12 protein-coding genes are annotated in these 18,758 nt (G+C 63.7%); 2 read left to right on the plus strand and 10 right to left on the minus strand.

Annotated elements, in window-relative coordinates; translation table 11 throughout:
- Window positions 1-7 precede the first annotated feature (7 nt).
- From glgB to AC27VQ_RS07030, 9 genes are all read right to left on the minus strand, one after another.
- A complete protein-coding gene (gene glgB / locus AC27VQ_RS06990) occupies window positions 8-2,239 on the minus strand; it encodes a 1,4-alpha-glucan branching protein GlgB (RefSeq protein WP_488715732.1) in 2,232 nt (743 codons plus the stop codon).
- Complete coding sequence (locus tag AC27VQ_RS06995; protein ID WP_409530303.1) at window positions 2,239-4,698, minus strand: glycogen/starch/alpha-glucan phosphorylase; 2,460 nt, start codon at window positions 4,696-4,698, stop codon at window positions 2,239-2,241. The genes glgB and AC27VQ_RS06995 overlap by 1 nt, the downstream gene beginning before the upstream one ends.
- A gap of 206 nt (window positions 4,699-4,904) precedes the next feature.
- Window positions 4,905-6,116, minus strand: a complete 1,212-nt coding sequence (locus AC27VQ_RS07000) for a pilus assembly protein TadG-related protein (RefSeq protein WP_488715733.1) — start codon at window positions 6,114-6,116, stop codon at window positions 4,905-4,907.
- A 139-nt stretch (window positions 6,117-6,255) separates the two neighbouring features.
- Complete coding sequence (locus tag AC27VQ_RS07005; RefSeq protein ID WP_488715734.1) at window positions 6,256-7,143, minus strand: transglutaminase family protein; 888 nt, start codon at window positions 7,141-7,143, stop codon at window positions 6,256-6,258.
- Window positions 7,144-7,166: 23 nt separating this feature from the next.
- Complete coding sequence (locus AC27VQ_RS07010; protein ID WP_488715735.1) at window positions 7,167-9,575, minus strand: circularly permuted type 2 ATP-grasp protein; 2,409 nt, start codon at window positions 9,573-9,575, stop codon at window positions 7,167-7,169.
- Between the two features lie 18 nt (window positions 9,576-9,593).
- Window positions 9,594-12,926: a transglutaminase family protein gene (locus AC27VQ_RS07015; RefSeq protein ID WP_488715736.1), complete on the minus strand. Its 3,333-nt coding sequence runs from the start codon at window positions 12,924-12,926 to the stop codon at window positions 9,594-9,596.
- Window positions 12,927-13,063: 137 nt separating this feature from the next.
- Window positions 13,064-13,840 (minus strand): VOC family protein, encoded by a 777-nt coding sequence (locus AC27VQ_RS07020; protein ID WP_488715737.1) that lies wholly within the window; start codon window positions 13,838-13,840, stop codon window positions 13,064-13,066.
- 26 nt (window positions 13,841-13,866) lie between these two features.
- Entirely contained in the window at window positions 13,867-14,601 is a 735-nt protein-coding gene (locus AC27VQ_RS07025) for a DUF899 domain-containing protein (RefSeq protein ID WP_488715738.1), read from the minus strand.
- An 81-nt stretch (window positions 14,602-14,682) separates the two neighbouring features.
- Window positions 14,683-15,144 carry a MarR family winged helix-turn-helix transcriptional regulator gene (locus tag AC27VQ_RS07030; RefSeq protein ID WP_488715739.1) on the minus strand — a complete coding sequence of 154 codons (462 nt, stop codon included), beginning with the start codon at window positions 15,142-15,144 and terminating at the stop codon, window positions 14,683-14,685.
- Window positions 15,145-15,229: 85 nt separating this feature from the next.
- Between AC27VQ_RS07030 and AC27VQ_RS07035 the strand changes: the two genes are divergently transcribed.
- On the plus strand, window positions 15,230-15,634 hold the full coding sequence (locus tag AC27VQ_RS07035; RefSeq protein WP_313521848.1) for a GFA family protein: 405 nt from the start codon (window positions 15,230-15,232) through the stop codon (window positions 15,632-15,634).
- A 44-nt stretch (window positions 15,635-15,678) separates the two neighbouring features.
- On the opposite strand, the gene ilvD is transcribed toward AC27VQ_RS07035, so the two are convergent.
- Complete coding sequence (gene ilvD / locus AC27VQ_RS07040; protein WP_488715740.1) at window positions 15,679-17,514, minus strand: dihydroxy-acid dehydratase; 1,836 nt, start codon at window positions 17,512-17,514, stop codon at window positions 15,679-15,681.
- Window positions 17,515-17,707: 193 nt separating this feature from the next.
- On the opposite strand from ilvD, the gene AC27VQ_RS07045 reads away from it, so the two are divergent.
- Window positions 17,708-18,757, plus strand: a complete 1,050-nt coding sequence (locus AC27VQ_RS07045) for a GntR family transcriptional regulator (RefSeq protein WP_488715741.1) — start codon at window positions 17,708-17,710, stop codon at window positions 18,755-18,757.
- Window position 18,758: the final 1 nt, after the last annotated feature.

An 18,758-nucleotide genomic window follows, 5' to 3' on the forward strand; every position in this document is an offset into this window, starting at 1 on the left:
AGCTCTGTTATACGTCCAGCTCGAACATCACCGTCGCCAGCGGCGGCAGGGTGATGGTGGCTGCTATTCTTCCGTTGCCGTGCTTTGTCGCCTCGACGGCGCCGCCGTTGCCCTTGCCGGAACCGCCGTAGATCTCGGCATCGGTGTTGAGTATCTCGCGCCACCTCCCCTCCGACGGCAGCGGCACGGCGTAGCCCTCGCGATAGACGGGTGTGAAGTTGGTGATGACGGCGATCGGCTTTTCGCCGGGCGCCTTGCGCAGCCAGGCGAAGACCGAGTTCTCGCGGTCGTCGGCGATCAGCCATTCGAAGCCGTCGCCCTCGCAGTCGCGCGCATGGAGTGCGGCCTTGCGGCGATAGGTGCCGTTCAGGTCACGCACCAGCCGGCGCATACCCTCGTGCAGCGGATATTCCAAGAGGTTCCAGTCGAGCGACTTGGCTTCGTTCCATTCCTGCCACTGGGCGAATTCCTGGCCCATGAACAGGAGCTTCTTGCCGGGATAGCCCCACATGAAACCGTAATAGGCGCGCAGGTTGGCGAACTTCTGCCAGTCGTCGCCGGCCATCTTGGCGATCAGCGAGCCTTTGCCGTGCACCACTTCGTCGTGGCTGAGCGGCAGAACGAAGTTCTCCGAGAAGGCATAGATCAGGCCGAAGGTCATGTCGTTGTGGTGGAACTTGCGATGCACCGGCTCGCGCGACAGATATTGCAGCGTGTCGTGCATGAAGCCCATGTTCCACTTGAAGCCGAAGCCGAGGCCGCCGTCATGCACGGGGGCGGAGACCTTCGGCCAGGAGGTGGATTCTTCGGCGATCGTCAGGATGCCGGGATGGGCGGCATAGACGCGGGCATTCATCTCCTGCAGGAAGCGCACGGCGGCCAGGTTCTCGTTGCCGCCATATTCGTTCGGCACCCATTCGCCATGTTTGCGCGAATAGTCGAGATAGAGCATCGAGGCGACCGCATCGACGCGCAGCCCGTCGAGATGGAACTTCTCCGACCAGTAGAGCGCGTTGTTGATGAGGTAGGAGAGCACTTCCGCGCGCCCGAAATTGTAGATCGCGGTGTTCCAGTCCGGATGGAAGCCCTGGCGCGGGTCCTCGTGCTCGTAGAGCGCCGTGCCGTCGAACTTGCCCAGGCCATGCGCGTCCGTCGGGAAATGGGCGGGCACCCAGTCGAGGATGACGCCGATGCCGACCTTGTGGCAGCCGTTGACGAAGCGAGCAAAGCCCTCCGGCTCGCCGAAGCGCGCGGTCGGCGCATAGAGGCCGGTCGTCTGGTAGCCCCAGGACGGATCGAAGGGGAATTCCGAGATCGGCAGGAATTCGATATGGGTGAAGCCCATGTCGACGCAATAGGGGATCAGCCGGTCGGCAAGCTCGTCCCAGGTGAGGAACTCGCCGGCAGCGTTGCGCTGCCAGGAGCCGGCATGGACCTCGTAGATGGAGATCGGCTGGCGGCGGGCGTCCGTGCTCGCCCAATGCGCAAGATGCGCCTCGTCCTCCCAGTCCTGCTCGATCGGCCCCGTCGTCATCGAGGCGTTGTTGGGGCGCAGTTCCGAGCGGCGGGCGAAGGGATCCGCCTTGAGCGGCAGGACTTCGCCATCGATGCCGACGATCTCGTATTTGTAGGCATGGCCTTCGGTGATGCCGGGGAGAAAAATCTCCCAGATGCCGGTGTCGCGGCGAAGGCGCATGGCATTGCGCCGCCCGTCCCATTCGTTGAAATTGCCGACGACGGAGACGCGCTTGGCGTTCGGCGCCCAGACGGCGAAGTGGAAACCGTCGATGCCGTCGAGCGTCATCGGATGGGCGCCGAGCTTGTCGAAGAGCCTGAGATGCGAGCCTTCGCGGATATAGTAGTCGTCCATCGGCCCGAGAACCGGACCGAAACTGTAGGGATCTATGACAACCCATTCGCCGCCGTCATTGCGGGCGCGGTAGCGGATCGGCTGGAGTTTCTTCACCGCAATCTCGCCGGCAAAGATGCCCGCCGGATCGACCTGGGTGAGCGTGCCGATCACCTTGCCCGACAGCGTTTCTGCCGTCACCTCGGCAGCGCCCGGCAGGAAGCAGCGGGCGACGTAGGTGTCGCCGGCGGCAGATTTGCCGCCCACCGCATGGACGCCTAGCACTGCGAACGGGTCCCAGTGCCGGCTTTCCAATATCGCGTCGATGTCCGCTTTCGCCAGGTGCTCTGACGGTCGTTCCGTCGTGCCTTTGTTCGGCGGTGCGGTCATCAGGCTCTCCAGATTTCCTTGGCGTATTGGCGAATGGTGCGGTCGGAGGAGAACCAACCCATGCGGGCTGTGTTCCGTATCGTCTTCGAAAACCAGGCAGTTTTGTCCGCCCAGATGCCGTCGACCTGGCGCTGGGCCTTGGCATAGGCGTCGAAATCGGCCGCCACCATGAACCAGTCGTGATTGTAGATGCCGTCGACGAGACCGGTGAACCGGTTGCGGTCATCGGGCGAAAACACGCCGGAGGAGATCGCGGCGAGCGCCTGCGACAATTCCTTCGACTGCTCGATGATGGCGCGCGGATTGTGCCCTTCGGCCCGGACCTTCGCCACTTCCTCGGCGGTCATGCCGAAGATCACGATGTTTTCCTCGCCGACATGGTCGCGCATCTCGACATTGGCGCCGTCGAGCGTACCGATCGTCAACGCACCGTTCAGCGCGAACTTCATGTTGCCGGTGCCCGAGGCTTCCATGCCGGCGGTGGAAATCTGCTCGGAGAGGTCGGCGGCGGGAACCATGATCTCGGCCAGCGAGACATTGTAGTTCGGCACGAAGACCACCTTGAGCAGGCCGCGCACGGAGGGGTCGTTGTTGATCACCCGCGCCACGTCGTTGGCGAGTTTGATGATCAGCTTGGCATTGTGGTAGCTCGGCGCCGCCTTGCCCGCGAAGAGTTTCACACGCGGCGCCCAGTCCAGTTCGGGATGTGAGCGGATCTGGTCATAAAGTGCCACAGCCTCGATGATGTTGAGCAACTGGCGCTTATATTCGTGGATGCGCTTGATCTGGATGTCGAACATCGCCGCGGGGTCGATGCGCACGCCCATGCGGCTACCGACAAGATTGGCGAGGCGGTTCTTGTTCTCGCGCTTGATCGTGGCAAAACGTGCCTGGAAATCCGTGTTGTCGGCAAAGGCGTCGAGCGCCTTTAGCGCCTCGGCATCGTCCATGAAGCCTTCGCCGATCGCATCGCGGATCAGGTTGAACAGGCCCGGATTGCACTGCATCAGCCAGCGCCGCGGCGTGATGCCGTTCGTCTTGTTGTTGATGCGGTCGGGATAGAGCTTGTGCAGGTCGGCGAAGACCGTTTCCTTCATCAGCTCGGTGTGCAGCGCCGACACGCCATTGGTCGAATGGGAGCCGACGAAGGCGAGGTTGCCCATGCGCACCCGGCGCTCGCCCGATTCTTCGATCAGCGAGATATTGCGGATGCGCTGGTCCTCGAAACCCTTGTCCTTACGCGCCTCGACGAGGATTTTGGCGTTGATCGCGTAGACGATCTGCATATGGCGGGGCAGCAGCCGCTCGAACAGCGGCACTGGCCAGCTTTCCAGCGCCTCGGGAAGAAGCGTGTGGTTGGTATAGGAGAAGGTGCGGCGGCCGATATCCCAGGCCACGTCAAAATCGAGCCCGTGCACATCCGTCAGCAGGCGCACGAGTTCGGCGACCGAGACCGCGGGATGCGTGTCGTTGAGCTGGATAGCGACGGCATCCGGCAGGGATGTGAAATCTGGATATTGCTGGAGGTGGCGGCGCAGGATGTCCTGCAGCGAGGCGGAGCAGAAGAAGAATTCCTGGCGCAGGCGCAGCTCTTGGCCGGCCGGCGTCGCATCAGCCGGGTAGAGAACGCGCGTCAGGCTTTCCGCCCGGTTGCTCTCCTTCAGCGCGCCGATATGATCGCCGGCATTGAAGGCTTCGAGCAGGATCGGGTCGATCGGGTTTGCCGCCCACAGGCGCAACGTGTTGACGCGCTTGGCCCGCCAGCCGACGGCCGGCGTGTCATAGGCTGTCGCGATGACGCGCTCGGCCGGCTTCCAGACGAAGCGCTGCTTGTCCTCGCCGATATTGATGGTCTCGACGCCGCCGCCGAAACCGATCTCGTAGGAGCTTTCGCGGCGCTCGAATTCCCAGGGATTGCCGTGGGCGAGCCAGGTTTCCGGCAGCTCGACCTGCCAGCCGTCCGCCATCTGCTGGCGGAAGAGGCCGTGCACATAGCGGATGCCGTAGCCATAGGCCGGCACGTCGACGGTCGCCATCGATTCCATGAAACAGGCGGCAAGACGGCCGAGACCGCCGTTGCCCAGCGCCGCATCCGGCTCTAGCTCGGCGATGACGTCGATATCGACGCCATGCATGGCGAGCGCCTGGCGCATTTCTTCCATGATGCCGGTATTGGTCATGGCATCGCGCATCAGGCGGCCGATGAGGAACTCGAGCGATAGATAATACACGCGCTTGGCACCCGTCGCGTAGGTGCGCCGGGTCGAATCCATCCATTTGTCGGTGATGCGGTCGCGCGCAACCAGGATCGCGGCCGTCAGCCAGTCATGCGGCTTGGCGACTTTCGGGTCCTTGCCGATGCGGTATTTGAGGCGTTCGAGCAGCTCCGTCGCGAGCTGTTCGACATCTGAGGATCGTAGAGCGGGCGCGAGATCGTTGTTGGTAACCCGGTTCATCATCGGTGACCTTTGCTCCCTCGCATTCAATGCGTTCGTTCGTCCGAAATCGCGTTTAAATCAATTTATGCATCTATCCGAAGCGCTTGCAATATACCTTTTCAAGAAACGCCCCATGCATTTTCGACATGTCTGAAACACGGCGAAAATGCTAAAAAAACCCGCTGCGAGACTGCAGCGGGTTTCGATTTTCGGGGATGTAGACCGAATTATTTCGTCAGGCGGGAGACCACGGCGGAGGTGCGCTCGCCGATCACCTTGAAGGCGGCGACGAGGGCGGCCATGTTTGTGGCTTCAAAGTAGTGCGAGCTGTCGGTCGCGCAGGTCTTCAGAAGGTTCTGGCCGGCGGTCGGTGCCATGAAGGCTACGGTGTAAATCTCCATGCCGTCTTTCTTCGCGCTTGCGCAGGTCGCCAAGGTGCTGGTGTCGTCGCTCGAGTAGTTGTTCGCGCCATCCGTCATGAAAACGATGTATTTCGTCGGCACCTGCCCATTCTTGGTCTTGTGCGCGGTGTTTTCCGTGGTTGCCTTCAGCTTGTCATAGGCGGTTTTTATCGACGCGCCCGAAGCGGTACCCCCGTCGGCGACCAGCTTGTTGACATAGGCGAGCGAGGCTGTGGATCCCCACGCGAGTTCGCTCGGCGTGTAGCTTGCGAGATCATAGGAGATGGCCCCGGTCCGTACGAAGGTATTGGTTGGATCGGCGAGCGTGAACTGCGTGAACAGGCTCGCCACGGCGAGTTTCAAGGCCGCCATCTTCGAGACGTAGCAGGGGCTGGTCGGCTTGGTTTTGCTGTTGCCCCAGTTGGATTCCGTCCAGTTGATGCAGGAATTGACGAGCTTGTCCTTCTCGTTGGTGATCCAGGCCATCGAGCCGGACTTGTCGAGCACGAGGAACATCGAAAGGGCGTTCTTCGATTCCGTCGCGCTTTCGGCCGTGCTCTTGGCATTCATGACAGTCGATGTCTGGCCGAGCAGTCGGGTAAAGGCGTTGAACTTGACGGTATACTTCGTCGAGATGTCGACCTTGTAGGACTTGCCGTTGCCGAGCATCGCCGTTTCCGTGATGGTGATGTCGGTGCCGGTTGCGATTTGCTGGTCGCTATCGGACTTCGCGGCCTGTGAGGCTTCGTCGACAGCGACCCCGCCGTTCATCTGCGTCTTGAGGAACTGCATGGCAAGGAGCTTTGCTTCCGCCTTGCTCTTGCTGTCGTTTGCCAGTGCGGAGGCTGCGGCAAGGGCCGCGGAATCGGCTGCGTCCTGCAGGGTCGTCCGCGTCATCACCATCTTGGTGAGGTCGATCGCCACGCCGCCGGCCGCTATGATGAGCGGGCAGACGACGGCCGTCATCATTGCGAAATTGCCGCCGCGGTCACCGAGAAGGCGCGCGATCAGGGTTCGTTTTTCAGTCTTCTTCGTCATGAGACTTTACCCACCATTGTCATAATGTGGGCTGAAGCTAACAACGAAGTGTTATTTAACGGTTCGGGGCCGTGGTATAGTTTTCGTAAAATTTTAGACGCCTTGAATTTCCGGGTTTTCCCGCTGTTTCCAATCGGGATTACGTCGTTTGCCGTACCGGAATGACATCCACCGCCTGGCTCGTTTTGTGCTGCCCGTATCCTTTCAGGACACCGATGACGGGGGCGACATCCGCATAATCTCGGCCATAGGCGACGACGATATGATCGGTGCCGGCGGGTATGTCGTTGGTTGGGTCGAGTTCCATCCAGCCGTTCACCCGGCCGCACCAGTAGCGCACCCAGGCATGCATGGCGTCCGCCCCCTCCAGCCGCTCCTTGCCCGGCGGGGGGATGGTGCGCAGGAAGCCGCTGACATAGCCGGCGGGAATGCCGAGGCTGCGCAGCGCCACGATCATAACATGGGAAAAATCCTGGCAGACGCCACGCTTCAGCTTGAAGGCCTCGCGCGGGGTCGTGTCGACATTCGTCGCCTTTGGATCGTAGGTGAAGTCCTTGTGGATGCGCGCGCAGATCGCCGTCGCTATGGCGCGGATCGTCATGCCGGGCGTGGCGATCGAGCGGGCGTATTCGGCGATCTCGGGGCAATCCCTCAGCCGCGGGCTCGGGCCGGTATAATGGTGCGGCGAGCCGGCATCGAGCGACCAGTAGCCGGCGATATCCTCCGGCAGCTCCGCGACGCCAGGCGAAAAGTCGGCGGCCGGTTCCGGCACATCGACATGCACGCGCGCCTGCATGCGGATATCCAGCCGCTCGTGGGCATTGCGGAAGAGGATGGCGCTCATCGGGTTTTCGAAGAAGTCGTTGTGATCGACCCGCTCGCCCGGACCCGGCGTCACACCGACCGTGCCGGCGACGAGCCGCTGGCGGCCGCCGATCGAGAGCGGCAGGACCCGCACGATATGGCGCCCGCCGGAAACCGGCGTGTCGTAGAGGTAGCTGATATGAAGGTTGACGTCGTAGAGCATGGTTTTCGGCGCCTCCCTTTCGCTCAGCTCAGATAGGTTTGCGCGAGGATGTCCGACAGCTTTTCGAGTTCCGCCTCGAAGCGCTGATAGACGGCATCCGTCATCGTTTCCGGCGTCATCACCGCGAGCCCCGCATGCAGGCGCATCGCCTCGCGGTAGAAGGGCGACATCTGGCCGTTGGAATAGGCGTTCGGCAGCTGCTCGACTTCGTTCTTGATCTCGTTCAACTGGTAGAGGATCGAGCGCGGATTGAGCGGATCGAGCGCCAGCAGATCGGTGACGGTGAGGCGTGCGGTCGCCACATTGTAGCGGCGGCGGTGGGTCATCACGCTGTCGCCGATCTCCAGCAGCATGTCGAGTGCGCCGTCGGGTGCATCCTCGCCGGACATATGGCCGAGCAGGCGCGTCATGTGCAGGCCGCGTTCGAGATAGCGGCCGATGGAGAGGAAGCGCCAGCCGGTGAAGCGGTACATGTTTTCATGCACGAGACCGGCAAAGCCCGCGAGCTTGCGCAGGAGCACGGTCATGGCGCGCGTCGCGTCGTCGCCGGGTTCTATGCTGACGTGGAAGCGCCGTGCGGTCTTCGCCAGGTCGTTCAGCGCCAGCCAGCCGTCCGGCGAGAAACGGTCGCGGATGTTGCTGGCGGAGAAGACCGCGCTGTCGATGCTGCGGATGAGGGTCGACGGCACGGCTTCCGACGTGTCGATGTCGAGTGCGTCGAGATAGTCGCTGACATCCTTCAATAGCGGCTGCTCCGGATTGGCATATTCGGCGTAGCGGCCGTGCCATGCACGCAGGATGCGCAGCGCGCCTTCCGCCCGCTCGATATAGCGGCCGAGCCAGAACAGATTGTCGGCCGCGCGGCTCGGCAGGCTGCCGGGCATATTGCGGGTGAAGACTTCTTCCGCCGGCAGGAGCGAGGTGCGCTCGACCGGTTTCTGGCTGACGATCCAGACGTCCGCTGCCGAGCCGCCTTCCTGCATGGCGATGGCCGAGACATTGTCGCCGGCGCCGATGCGGGCGAAGCCGCCGGGCATGATCTGCCAGCCATCGCGGGTGCGGGCGGCGAAGACGCGCAGCGACATCGGCCGCGGCACGAGCTTGCCGTCGACGAAGGCAGGCGTGGTGGAGAGCGTTACCGCCTCCTGGCCGACCAGCTTGGTGCCGTCGCTTTCCAGCCATTCGGCGATCGAGTGTTTTGCCGTGTCGCGCAGCGTCGAGCCCAGCACGGACTGTTCGTTGTCGTCGAAGAAGGGGCGCGTCGAATAGGCCGGGCCGATGACCATGCGCTCGATATTGGCCGCGACGTGCTCGCGCTCCTCCTTCTGGCCGCACCACCAGGTGGCGATGGAGGGGAGGCGCTGTTCCTCGCCAAGCAGCTGCCGACAGATATTCGGCAGGAAGGCGAGCATGGCGCGCGTCTCGACGATACCGGCGCCGAGCGCGTTGACGAAGGTGACGGAGCCGGCGCGCAGCGCCTCGACCATGCCGGGCGTGCCGATATGGGAGTTCTGGTTGAGCTCCAGCGGATCGGCGAAGGCGGCATCCAGGCGGCGCCAGAGCACTCCGACGGGTTTCAGGCCCGCCACCGTGCGCACCATGACCTTGCCGCCGACGACCGTCAGGTCTTCGCCCTCCAGCAGCATGAAGCCCAGATAGCGCGCGATATAGGCGTGTTCGAAATAGGTTTCGTTGGCAAGGCCAGGTGTGAGAACGGCGATGCGGTCTTCCGCCGACTTTTCCGCCTGCAACGTGTTGCGGAAGGCGCCGAAGAAACCGGCAAGGCGATGCGCATGGGTCTCGGCATAGACATCGGAGAAGGCGCGTGTCGTCGCGACGCGATTTTCCAGCGCAAAGCCGGCGCCCGACGGGGCCTGCGTGCGGTCGGAAAGCACCCACCAGTTGCCGTCGGGACCGCGGCCGATCTCGAAGGAGACGAAGTGCAGGAAATGCCGGCCATGCGGCTGCACGCCGACGAGGGGGCGCAGGAATTCGGTGTTGGACGCGACGAGAGCGGGGGGCAGCAGGCCATTCGCGACCAGTTCGTTCTTGCCGTATATATCGGCGACGACGGCTTCCAGCAGCTCGGCACGCTGAACGAGGCCGCGCGACAGATCTTCCCACTCGGTTTCGTCGATGAGCACGGGAATGTGGGAAAGCGGCCAGGCGCGATCGGTGGCGGCCTCCTTGCCATAGGCGCGGTAGAAGACGCCGGCATCGCGCAGATAGCGGTCGGCGCGGGCAAAGCGGCCGGCAAGGTCCGCCTCGTCCATGCGTTCGAGCGCGGCGAGGAAGTGCCGCCACACCGGGCGCACCTTGCCCTGCGTGTCGACCATCTCGTCGGCGACATCAGGAAGCGGTGCATAGGCGCGGGCAGGCGCTTCCACCGTCTCGGCCTCGATCTGCTCTGCCTCCACGCTCGTGGTCTTCAATCACTGTCTCCTAGAGGGCTAGATTCCGGGCGGCCTGCGCAGATCCAGCGTCAGCGGAAAATCCGCCGGCGGATTTTCCGGCTGCAACAGATAGCCGCCCGTCCTGTGCCCCCAGGGCTCGAACCGCGCCAGCCGGCGCGCTTCGGCCTCGTTTCCGTTTACCGGGAAGGTGTCATAGTTGCGTCCGCCCGGATGGGCAACGTGGTAAATGCAGCCCCCGATCGCTCGCTTCGACCATGTATCATATATGTCGAAAGTAAGCGGTGTGTTGACGGGCAGCCCCGGATGCAGGCCCGATGCGGGCTGCCACGCCTTGTAGCGCACGCCGGCGACCGAGACGCCACGGGTACCCGTGCTTTTCAGTGGAACCGGGCGACCGTTGCAGGCCACGGTGTAGCGCTCGGGATTGGCGGTCTCTAGTTTCACCTGAAGCCGTTCGACCGACGAATCGACATAGCGCACGGTGCCGCCGATCGCACCCTCTTCCCCCATGACATGCCATGGCTCCAGTGCCTGGCGCACTTCGAGATTAGCACCCTCGTATTCGACCTCGCCGCAGAAGGGGAAGCGGAATTCGAGCTGGGCGGCAAACCATTCGGGCCGGAGGTCGAAGCCGTTTGCCCGGAGGTCGGCCAGCACGTCGAGGAAATCCTGCCATACATAGTGCGGCAGCATGAAACGATCATGCAGGGTCGTGCCCCAGCGCACGAAGCCGCCCTGCGCCGGGTTGAGCCAGAAGCGGGCGATGAGGGCGCGGATCAGAAGCTGCTGGGCAAGGCTCATACGGGCGTTCGGCGGCATTTCGAAGCCGCGGAATTCCACGAGGCCGAGACGGCCGGTCGGTCCGTCCGGCGAGAAGAGCTTGTCGATGCAGATTTCCGAGCGGTGCGTGTTGCCGGTGACGTCGGTCAGGAGATTGCGGAACAGACGGTCGACCAGCCACGGGAGCGGTGGCGCGCCCTCATTGGGCGCCGGCACCTGCGACAGGGCGATCTCCAGCTCGTAGAGACTATCGTGCCGCGCCTCGTCGAAGCGTGGGGCCTGGCTCGTCGGGCCGATGAACATGCCGGAAAACAGGTAGGAGAGCGACGGATGGCGCTGCCAGTGCAGCACGAGGCTCTTCAGAAGATCCGGCCGGCGCAGGAACGGACTGTTGTTGGGGTTGTCGCCGCCGACGACCACATGGTTACCGCCGCCCGTGCCGGTGTGGCGGCCATCGATCATGAATTTGTCGGCGCCGAGCCGGGTGAGGCGGGCTTCCTCGTAGGTCGCCGTGGTGATCGCCACGCAGTCCTGCCAGTTGGCGGCGGGATGGATGTTGACCTCGACGACGCCGGGATCGGGTGCGACCCGCATCACGTTGATGCGCTCGTCCTGCGGCGGGGCATATCCTTCGATATGGACCGGCAGGCCGAGATCGGCGGCTGCCTTCTCCGCAGCGGCGATCAGGTCGAGATAGTCCTCGATGCGCTCGACCGGCGGCATGAAGACGCACAGGCGGCCGTCACGCGGTTCGACGCTGAGTGCGGTTCGCACAGCGCCGCGGATGTCGCCGGTCGATCCGGCGATATTCTGTTCGTTGCGGTCCTGCTGGGGTTCGGCTGCCCGAAGCGATGCCTGCGCCAAGGTCCTTGCCGGAGCGCTGTAGTCGGGCAGCGGCTCGCGCGGGATCGAGGGGTCGGCCTGATGGATATAGGGATATTGCGACGGCGGCACATAGGGCAGGGTGCCGAGCGGCATGCGGAAGCCGATCGGGGAATCGCCGGGAATGAGAAAGATCTTGCCGCGGCGGGTGCGCCATCTCTCGCTCACCCAGCGCCGCCCGCCGGCCTTGGCGTTCCAAGCCTGCACCGGCAGGATGTAGCCGGTGGCGGTCGTCAGGCCCCGCTCGAAGACCTTTGCGATACGCGCCCGCTCTTCCGGACTTTCGAGTTTGGAATTCGAGGGATCGACGTTTTCCGGCAGGCTGCCTTCCTTGATGATCCACTCCGCCGGGTCTTCGTATGCGGGGATGATCATGTCCGGCTCGATATCGAGTTCGGCGGCGATGCCGGCCAAGAGGGCTTCGGCCTGCTTTTCGGTGACCTCGGTGTCGGCGGCCTCCGTGGCGATCAGCTCGGGATTGTGCCAAATCGGCTTGCCGTCCTTGCGCCAGTAGAGCGAGAAGGTCCAGCGCGGCAGGCTTTCGCCGGGATACCACTTGCCCTGGCCATAGTGCAGGAAACCGCCGGGGGCGAAGCGCTCGCGCAGGCGCCGGATCAGCTGGTCGGCCTTCTCGCGCTTGGTCGGGCCGACGGCCTCGGTGTTCCATTCTCCCGATTCGAAATCGTCGATGGAGACGAAGGTCGGCTCGCCGCCCATGGTGAGGCGCACATCATTGGCCGCAAGCACGCCGTCAACCTCGCGGCCGAGCGCATTCAGCGCCTCCCAGCTTTCGTCGGAGAAGGGTTTCGTGATGCGCGGATGCTCGGCGACGCGGTCCACCGTCATCGCAAAGTCGAATTCGGTGTTCGCCTCGCCGAAATAGCCGCCGCTGATCGGCGCGGCATTGCGGTAATGCGGCGTGGCGGCAAGCGGGATGTGGCTTTCGCCCGTCAGCAGGCCGGAGGTCGGGTCGAGCCCGATCCAGCCGGCGCCGGGCAGATAGACCTCGCACCAGGCGTGCAGGTCGGTGAAATCGACCTCGGTGCCGGAGGGGCCGTCGAGCGCCTTCAGATCCGGGGCGAGCTGGATGAGATAGCCCGAGACGAAGCGGGCGGCAAAACCCAGATTGCGCAGGATCTGCACGAGCAGCCAGCTTGAATCGCGGCAGGAGCCGAGCGCGGTCGTCAGCGTCTGTTCCGGCGTCTGCACGCCCGGCTCCATGCGGATGACATAGCCGACCGTCTGCTGGAGCCGCGCATTGAGGCCGACGACCATGTCGATCGTGCGCTGTTTTGGCGTGCGGTCGATCGTCTTCATGAAGGCGTCGAGGGCCGGATCCATCGGCTCGGGCGTGCGATAGATCTTGAGGTCTTCGCGCAGCTCTTCCGGGTATTCGAAGGGCCAGTGTTCCGCCTCTTCCTCGACGAAAAAGTCAAAGGGGTTGTAGACGGTCATGTCCGCAACGAGATCGACCTCGATCTTCAGCTCGGTGACCGGGTCGGGAAAGACGTAGCGGGCGAGATAGTTGCCGTAGGGGTCCTGCTGGAGGTTCACGAAGTGGTTTTCGGGCGAAACCTTCAGCGAGTGGCTGATGACCTTGGTCTTGGAATGTGCCGCCGGCTTGAGCCGGATGATCTGGGGTCCGAGGCGGACCGGTTTGTCGTAGATATAATGGGTGAGGTGGTAGATACCGGCCTTTATCGACATACGCTCTCAGTTCCCCTCGGGCGGTCTTAAGCCGCCATCGAGGGGAGTTTGTGCAATGCGAAGAGAGATTGCAAGCGGGAATGCCTGCGGGGTGCCGGGGACCTTGGCACCCCGCCTGCTCGCCGACCGGCCATTCGTCAGCGGTGCATCGCGACCAGCGAGAAATGGGCGCCCTGCGGATCGGCGCAATTGAGGATCCAGGCGCCGCCGGGCACCTCCATCGGTCCCATCAGGATCTGGCCGCCGCCATCCGTGACGCGCTTTCCGGCCGCATCCAGCCCTTCGACGACGAAATAATAGCCCCAGACCGGCGGGGCGGGCGAACCGGGCGGGTTCGTCATCATGCCGCCGATGGAATTGCCGCCCCGGACCGCGAAGGTCTGGTACGTGCCCATGCCGGCTTCCGACATGTCGACGGCCATGTCCTTCGTCCAGCCGAAGGTCTTCGAATAGAAGGTCCAGGCCTCGTCGAGATCGCCGGCCATCAACTCGTGCCAGCCGACGCGCTGCGGTTCCATCATGCCCGGATCGGCGGGGCCTTCGTCCTCGGTGGAAAAGAGTGAGAAGATCGCCCCGTGCGGATCGGCGGCGACGGCAAAGCGGCCGACACCGGGAATGTCCTGCGGCTGGCGATGCACGGTGCCGCCATTCGCCGTGATGTCCTTCAGCGTGCTCTCGATATCGTCGCTGAAAATATAACCCATCCACATCGATGGCATCTTTCCGGCTTCGGCGGGTGGCGACATCAGGCCGGCAACCTGGTTTTCACCGGCATAGGCGAGGGTGTAGTTCATGCCCTCCATACCGGAATCGCGCATCGACCAGCCGACGACCGAGGCATAGAAACGTTCGGCGGCGGGCACATCCGGCGTCATCAACTCGTACCAGCAGAATTTGCCATAGTCCTTGTGCATGCGGGTTCTCCCGTTTGTGTCTTCGTTCAGTCGCAGCAGGAATGCGCCTTGGGCGCATCGGCATACTCGTCCTTGCGCTTGATGAAGCTCAGCGTGCCGGTCTCGTTGCGGCCCTTCGGTGCCCGGTCGAGGATCATCAGGGTGCCCAAGGCTTCCTCCCCGCCGCGGGCATAGTCGGAATAGGTGTGATAGACCGTGCCGTCCTCGTCCTTGGCAAAGGCGCTGAGGCCGGGCAATTCGTCATGCGCATCGGCGGACGGCGTTTCGCGGTAATTGTACATCACCTTGCCGCTCGCCAGCTCCTCCTTGGTGAAGGAGACATGGTAGTCGAAGTTGAAATCGCTGCCGAAGGAGGACACCCAGGGGAAGGCCCAGCCCATGCGTTTCTTGTAAGCGGTCAGTTTTTCCAGCGGCGCGCGCGAGACGGCGATCATCGTGACGTCGTGATTGTTGAGATGCGGCAGCATGCCGTCGATGTGATCGGCCATGAAGGAGCAGCCGGGGCAGCCGGCCTCCCATTCGGGACCATACATAAAGTGATAGACGATGAGCTGGCTGCGGCCGTCGAACAGCTCGGCGAGCGTCTTGCGGCCTTCCGGCGTCTCGAAAGTGTAGGTCTTGTCGACCTTGACCCAGGGCAGGGTGAGGCGTTCGGCGCGCACCTTGTCGCGCAGCTTCGTTTCCTCCTTCTCCATGGCCAACAGCGCCTTGCGGGCGTCGAGCCATTCCTCCCTGGATACGACCTCGTGGTTCGGTCTCATGCTCGGAACTCCTCCTTCTCGGGCTTTCGACAAATGCGTTGGTATCAACATTTTCGGTCCGTGTCAAAGTGCAAGCCGGCCTCACCCGTCCGGCACGGACTGTTTCTCGACGGCCTGCAATGCGGCGAGGACGGTTTGTGTTGCCTCCGCGATGTCTTTTTTTCCGAGTATCTCGCCCAGCGCATTGGCCCAGACGGCCTGCCGCGCCTTGATCGTTTCGAGCGCCTCCTTGCCATTTTCCGTCAATGCCATCAGCTTGGCGCGCTGGTGGGCGGGATTGTCGGTGTAAAGAATGAGCCCGTCCTTTTCGAGCAGGTCGGCGACGCGCTGTACGCCCTGCCGCGTCATGCCAAGCGCCCGCCCGGCATCGGCCACGGACATCGGCGCATGGTCCGCGGCGGCAAGCACCTGCCAGCGGGCACTCGTCTGGCCGGCGGGTTTGGCAAGCGCGTCACCCGCATTCTGCAAATGGCCGGCGAGGCGCAGGACGGAAATGGCGAAGGTGGCGAAGGCGTCGCCGGCGGGGGTACGATCGGGATTCATATTGACAGCATGTTGTCGTTTTGCGATGGTGCTTTTGACAACATATTGTCATTTAACGCCTGACGGCGCAAGCGAGGAGAAAGCGATGCTGAAGACCTACAAGGGAAGCTGCCACTGCGGAAAAATCCGCTACGAGGCCGATATCGATCTTGCAGCCGGCACGGGCCGCTGCAATTGCTCCATCTGCTCGAAGAAGCGCTATTGGGGCGCCCAGATCAAGCCGGATGCCTTTCGCCTGCAATGTGACGAGGCGGATCTTGGCGACTACCAGTTCGGCACGATGAGCGGCCATCACCGCTTCTGCAAGAACTGCGGCGTCTCGGCCTTCGGGCACGGCTATATCGAGGCGATCGGCGGGGATTATGTTTCGATCAACGTCGCCTGCCTCGACAACATCGAGCAGAGCGAACTGGCGGAGTTGCCGATCCAGTATTTCGACGGGCGAAACAACGCCTGGTGGAACACGCCCGAGGTGACGAAGCACCTCTGAAAAGCAGACCGGGCGCGGAAGAAGTTTCCGCGCCCGGCAAAAGCTTATTCCGGCAGGATGCGCACGGCGCCCTTGTCGGCGCTGGCGGCGAAGGCGGCATAGGCCTTCAGCGCCGTCGTGACGTTGCGCTTGCGCGGCGCTGCCGGCTTCCAGCCGAGCTTGTCCTGTTCGGCGCGGCGGGCGGCAAGTTCGGCTTCCGGAACCGCGAGGTTGATCGTGCGGTTGGGGATGTCGATCTCGATGATGTCGCCATCGCGCACGAGGCCGATCGTGCCGCCCTGCGCCGCTTCCGGCGAGGCATGGCCGATCGACAGGCCCGAAGTGCCGCCGGAGAAGCGGCCGTCGGTGACGAGCGCGCAGGCCTTTCCGAGGCCCTTCGACTTCAGGTAGCTCGTCGGATAGAGCATTTCCTGCATGCCGGGGCCGCCCTTCGGGCCTTCGTAGCGGATGACGACGACGTCGCCGGCCTTCACTTCGTTGCCGAGAATGCCCTTCACGGCCGCATCCTGGCTTTCGAAGACGACGGCGGGGCCGGTGAACTTCAGGATCGATTCATCGACGCCGGCCGTCTTCACGATGCAGCCGTCGAGCGCGATGTTGCCCGAGAGAACGGCAAGACCGCCGTCCTTCGAGAACGGATGCTCGACGGAGCGGATGACGCCCTTTTCACCGTCGGTGTCCAATTCGTCCCAGCGGGCTTCCTGGCTGAAGGCGACCTGGGTCGGGATGCCGCCTGGTGCTGCGCGGAAGAAGGTGCGCACCGTCTCGCTGGTTGTGCGGGTGATGTCCCAGCGGTCGATGGCGTGACCCAGCGTTTCGGCATGCACCGTCGGTGTGTCGCGGTGGATGAGGCCGCCGCGGTCGAGTTCACCGAGAATGCGCATGATGCCGCCGGCGCGGTGCACGTCTTCCATATGCACGTCCTGCTTGGCGGGCGCGACCTTGGAGAGGCAGGGGACGCGGCGCGACAGCTGGTCGATGTCATCAAGGTCGAAATCGATGCCGCCCTCATAGGCGGCTGCCAGGATGTGCAGCACCGTATTGGTCGAGCCGCCCATGGCAACGTCGAGCGACATGGCGTTTTCGAACGCCTTCTTGTTGGCGACGTTGCGCGGCAGGATGCTCTCGTCTTCCTGCTCGTAGTAGCGGCGGGCGAGATCGACGATCAGGTGGCCGGCCTCGACGAACAGACGCTTGCGGTCGGCATGGGTGGCGAGCGTCGAGCCGTTGCCCGGCAGCGACAGGCCGAGGGCTTCGGTCAGACAGTTCATCGAGTTGGCCGTGAACATGCCCGAGCACGAGCCGCAGGTCGGGCAGGCGGAGCGCTCGATGACCTGGACGTCTTCATCCGAAATCTTGTCGTCGGCAGCGGCGACCATGGCGTCCACGAGGTCGAGCGCATGGGTCTTGCCGTGCAGCACGACCTTGCCGGCTTCCATCGGGCCGCCGGAAACGAAGACGGAGGGGATGTTGAGGCGCATGGCGGCATTCAGCATGCCGGGCGTGATCTTGTCGCAGTTCGAGATGCAGACCATGGCGTCGGCGCAATGCGCATTGACCATGTACTCGACCGAGTCGGCGATGATTTCGCGCGACGGCAGCGAATAGAGCATGCCGTCATGGCCCATGGCGATGCCGTCGTCGACGGCGATCGTGTTGAATTCCTTGGCGACGCCGCCGGCCTTTTCGATCTCGCGGGCGACGAGCTGGCCGAGGTCCTTCAGGTGCACGTGGCCGGGCACGAACTGGGTAAAGGAATTCACCACCGCGATAATCGGCTTGCCGAAATCCGAATCCTTCATGCCGGTCGCGCGCCAGAGGCCGCGGGCACCGGCCATGTTGCGGCCGTGGGTGGTGGTTCGGGAGCGATATGCGGGCATGGTCAATTCCTCGAGGTGGATGTGGCTGGCATATGGACGTCTTCAAGCCGGATTGCGAGCCTTACGAGGGTTTCCCTAGCGCAAAACGCCCCGCACGTCACGAAAGGAATGACGATTTTTTGACGGTGCGACGCAATTTCCTTGCTGGCAACGGCTAGTGTCGCGACCGTTGTCGGCATGGTGCATTCATGCCATGGTCCGCGCCATGAACGGCACGGGGCAGGATTTGGCGGAAGCGGGCGCTGAGAGCGCGGAGGCGGGGCTCGACAAGAGCCCGCTCTATCTGCGCATTCGCGACGTGCTGGCGCAGGCGATTTCCGCCGGCCGACTGCCAAAGGGCGCGCTGTTGCTGGAAGGCCCGGTCGCGGCCCTCTTCGCTTCCACCCGCACGCCGGTGCGTCAGGCGCTTGTTCTCCTCGAAGAGGGTGGCATGGTCAGGCGCTTCGATGGACGGGGTTTTCTCGTCGGGCAGGGGCGCAGCGGGCCGAAACGCGTGGCGCTGACGCCTGATATGCTCGGGCTGAGCGAAGAAGCGCCGGGTCTGCGCAAGGCGTTGGGCTGGGAAGCGATCTATGAGAGCTTGGAGCGGGAGATGGTGCATCTCTCCGTCTTCGGTCGCCATCGCATCAACGAGGTGGAGCTGGCGCGCGCCCGCGGCGTCGGAAGGCAGGTGGCGCGCGATGCGTTGACGCGGCTCGAAGCGCTCGGCATCGTCGAGAAGGACGAGCGCATGCGCTGGACGCTGGTGCCGCTCGACGAGAGCCGCATGCGCGACCTGCACGATATCCGCGTCGCGCTGGAGCCGGTGGCGCTGATGCAGGCCGCGCCCTTCATTCCGCCGGCCGAGCGCCGCATGATGAGCGACCGGTTGGAGGAGGCGCTGGCCGCCTATCCCGACCTCTCGGTCCAGGCGATGGACGATCTCGAAACCGACCTGCACATCACCTGCCTCGGCTACTGCCCGAACCGGGAGCTGCTGATCGCGCTGCGGCGCGCGCGCTTCATGCTGAATGTCAGCAAGCACATCATCGGCGTCTCGCACCGCATGCCCGCCGCCGAACCCTTCATCGCCGAACATCTGGCGGTGTTCCGCGCGCTCGATGTCGAGGATATCGCCCGGGCGGCCGAGACGCTGCGCCATCACATCGTCGTCTCGCTGCCCAAGGTGATCGGCCGTGTCGCGGAACTGCGTGCAGCGCACCGCCCCGACGTTCCCGTCTATGCGACCCCGGTCGCCCGCTGAG

It is taken from the genome of Shinella sp. 20P9.1.1, assembly GCF_057798995.1.

Coding starts and splice junctions, on each gene's coding strand:
- AC27VQ_RS06995 (WP_409530303.1), bottom strand. CDS start 4,698: ATGATGAACCGGGTTACCAACAACGATCTCGCGCCCGCTCTACGATCC.
- AC27VQ_RS07045 (WP_488715741.1), top strand. CDS start 17,708: ATGGTCCGCGCCATGAACGGCACGGGGCAGGATTTGGCGGAAGCGGGC.
- AC27VQ_RS07005 (WP_488715734.1), bottom strand. CDS start 7,143: ATGCTCTACGACGTCAACCTTCATATCAGCTACCTCTACGACACGCCG.
- AC27VQ_RS07030 (WP_488715739.1), bottom strand. CDS start 15,144: ATGAATCCCGATCGTACCCCCGCCGGCGACGCCTTCGCCACCTTCGCC.
- glgB (WP_488715732.1), bottom strand. CDS start 2,239: ATGACCGCACCGCCGAACAAAGGCACGACGGAACGACCGTCAGAGCAC.
- AC27VQ_RS07025 (WP_488715738.1), bottom strand. CDS start 14,601: ATGAGACCGAACCACGAGGTCGTATCCAGGGAGGAATGGCTCGACGCC.
- AC27VQ_RS07000 (WP_488715733.1), bottom strand. CDS start 6,116: ATGACGAAGAAGACTGAAAAACGAACCCTGATCGCGCGCCTTCTCGGT.
- AC27VQ_RS07015 (WP_488715736.1), bottom strand. CDS start 12,926: ATGTCGATAAAGGCCGGTATCTACCACCTCACCCATTATATCTACGAC.
- ilvD (WP_488715740.1), bottom strand. CDS start 17,514: ATGCCCGCATATCGCTCCCGAACCACCACCCACGGCCGCAACATGGCC.
- AC27VQ_RS07035 (WP_313521848.1), top strand. CDS start 15,230: ATGCTGAAGACCTACAAGGGAAGCTGCCACTGCGGAAAAATCCGCTAC.
- AC27VQ_RS07020 (WP_488715737.1), bottom strand. CDS start 13,840: ATGCACAAGGACTATGGCAAATTCTGCTGGTACGAGTTGATGACGCCG.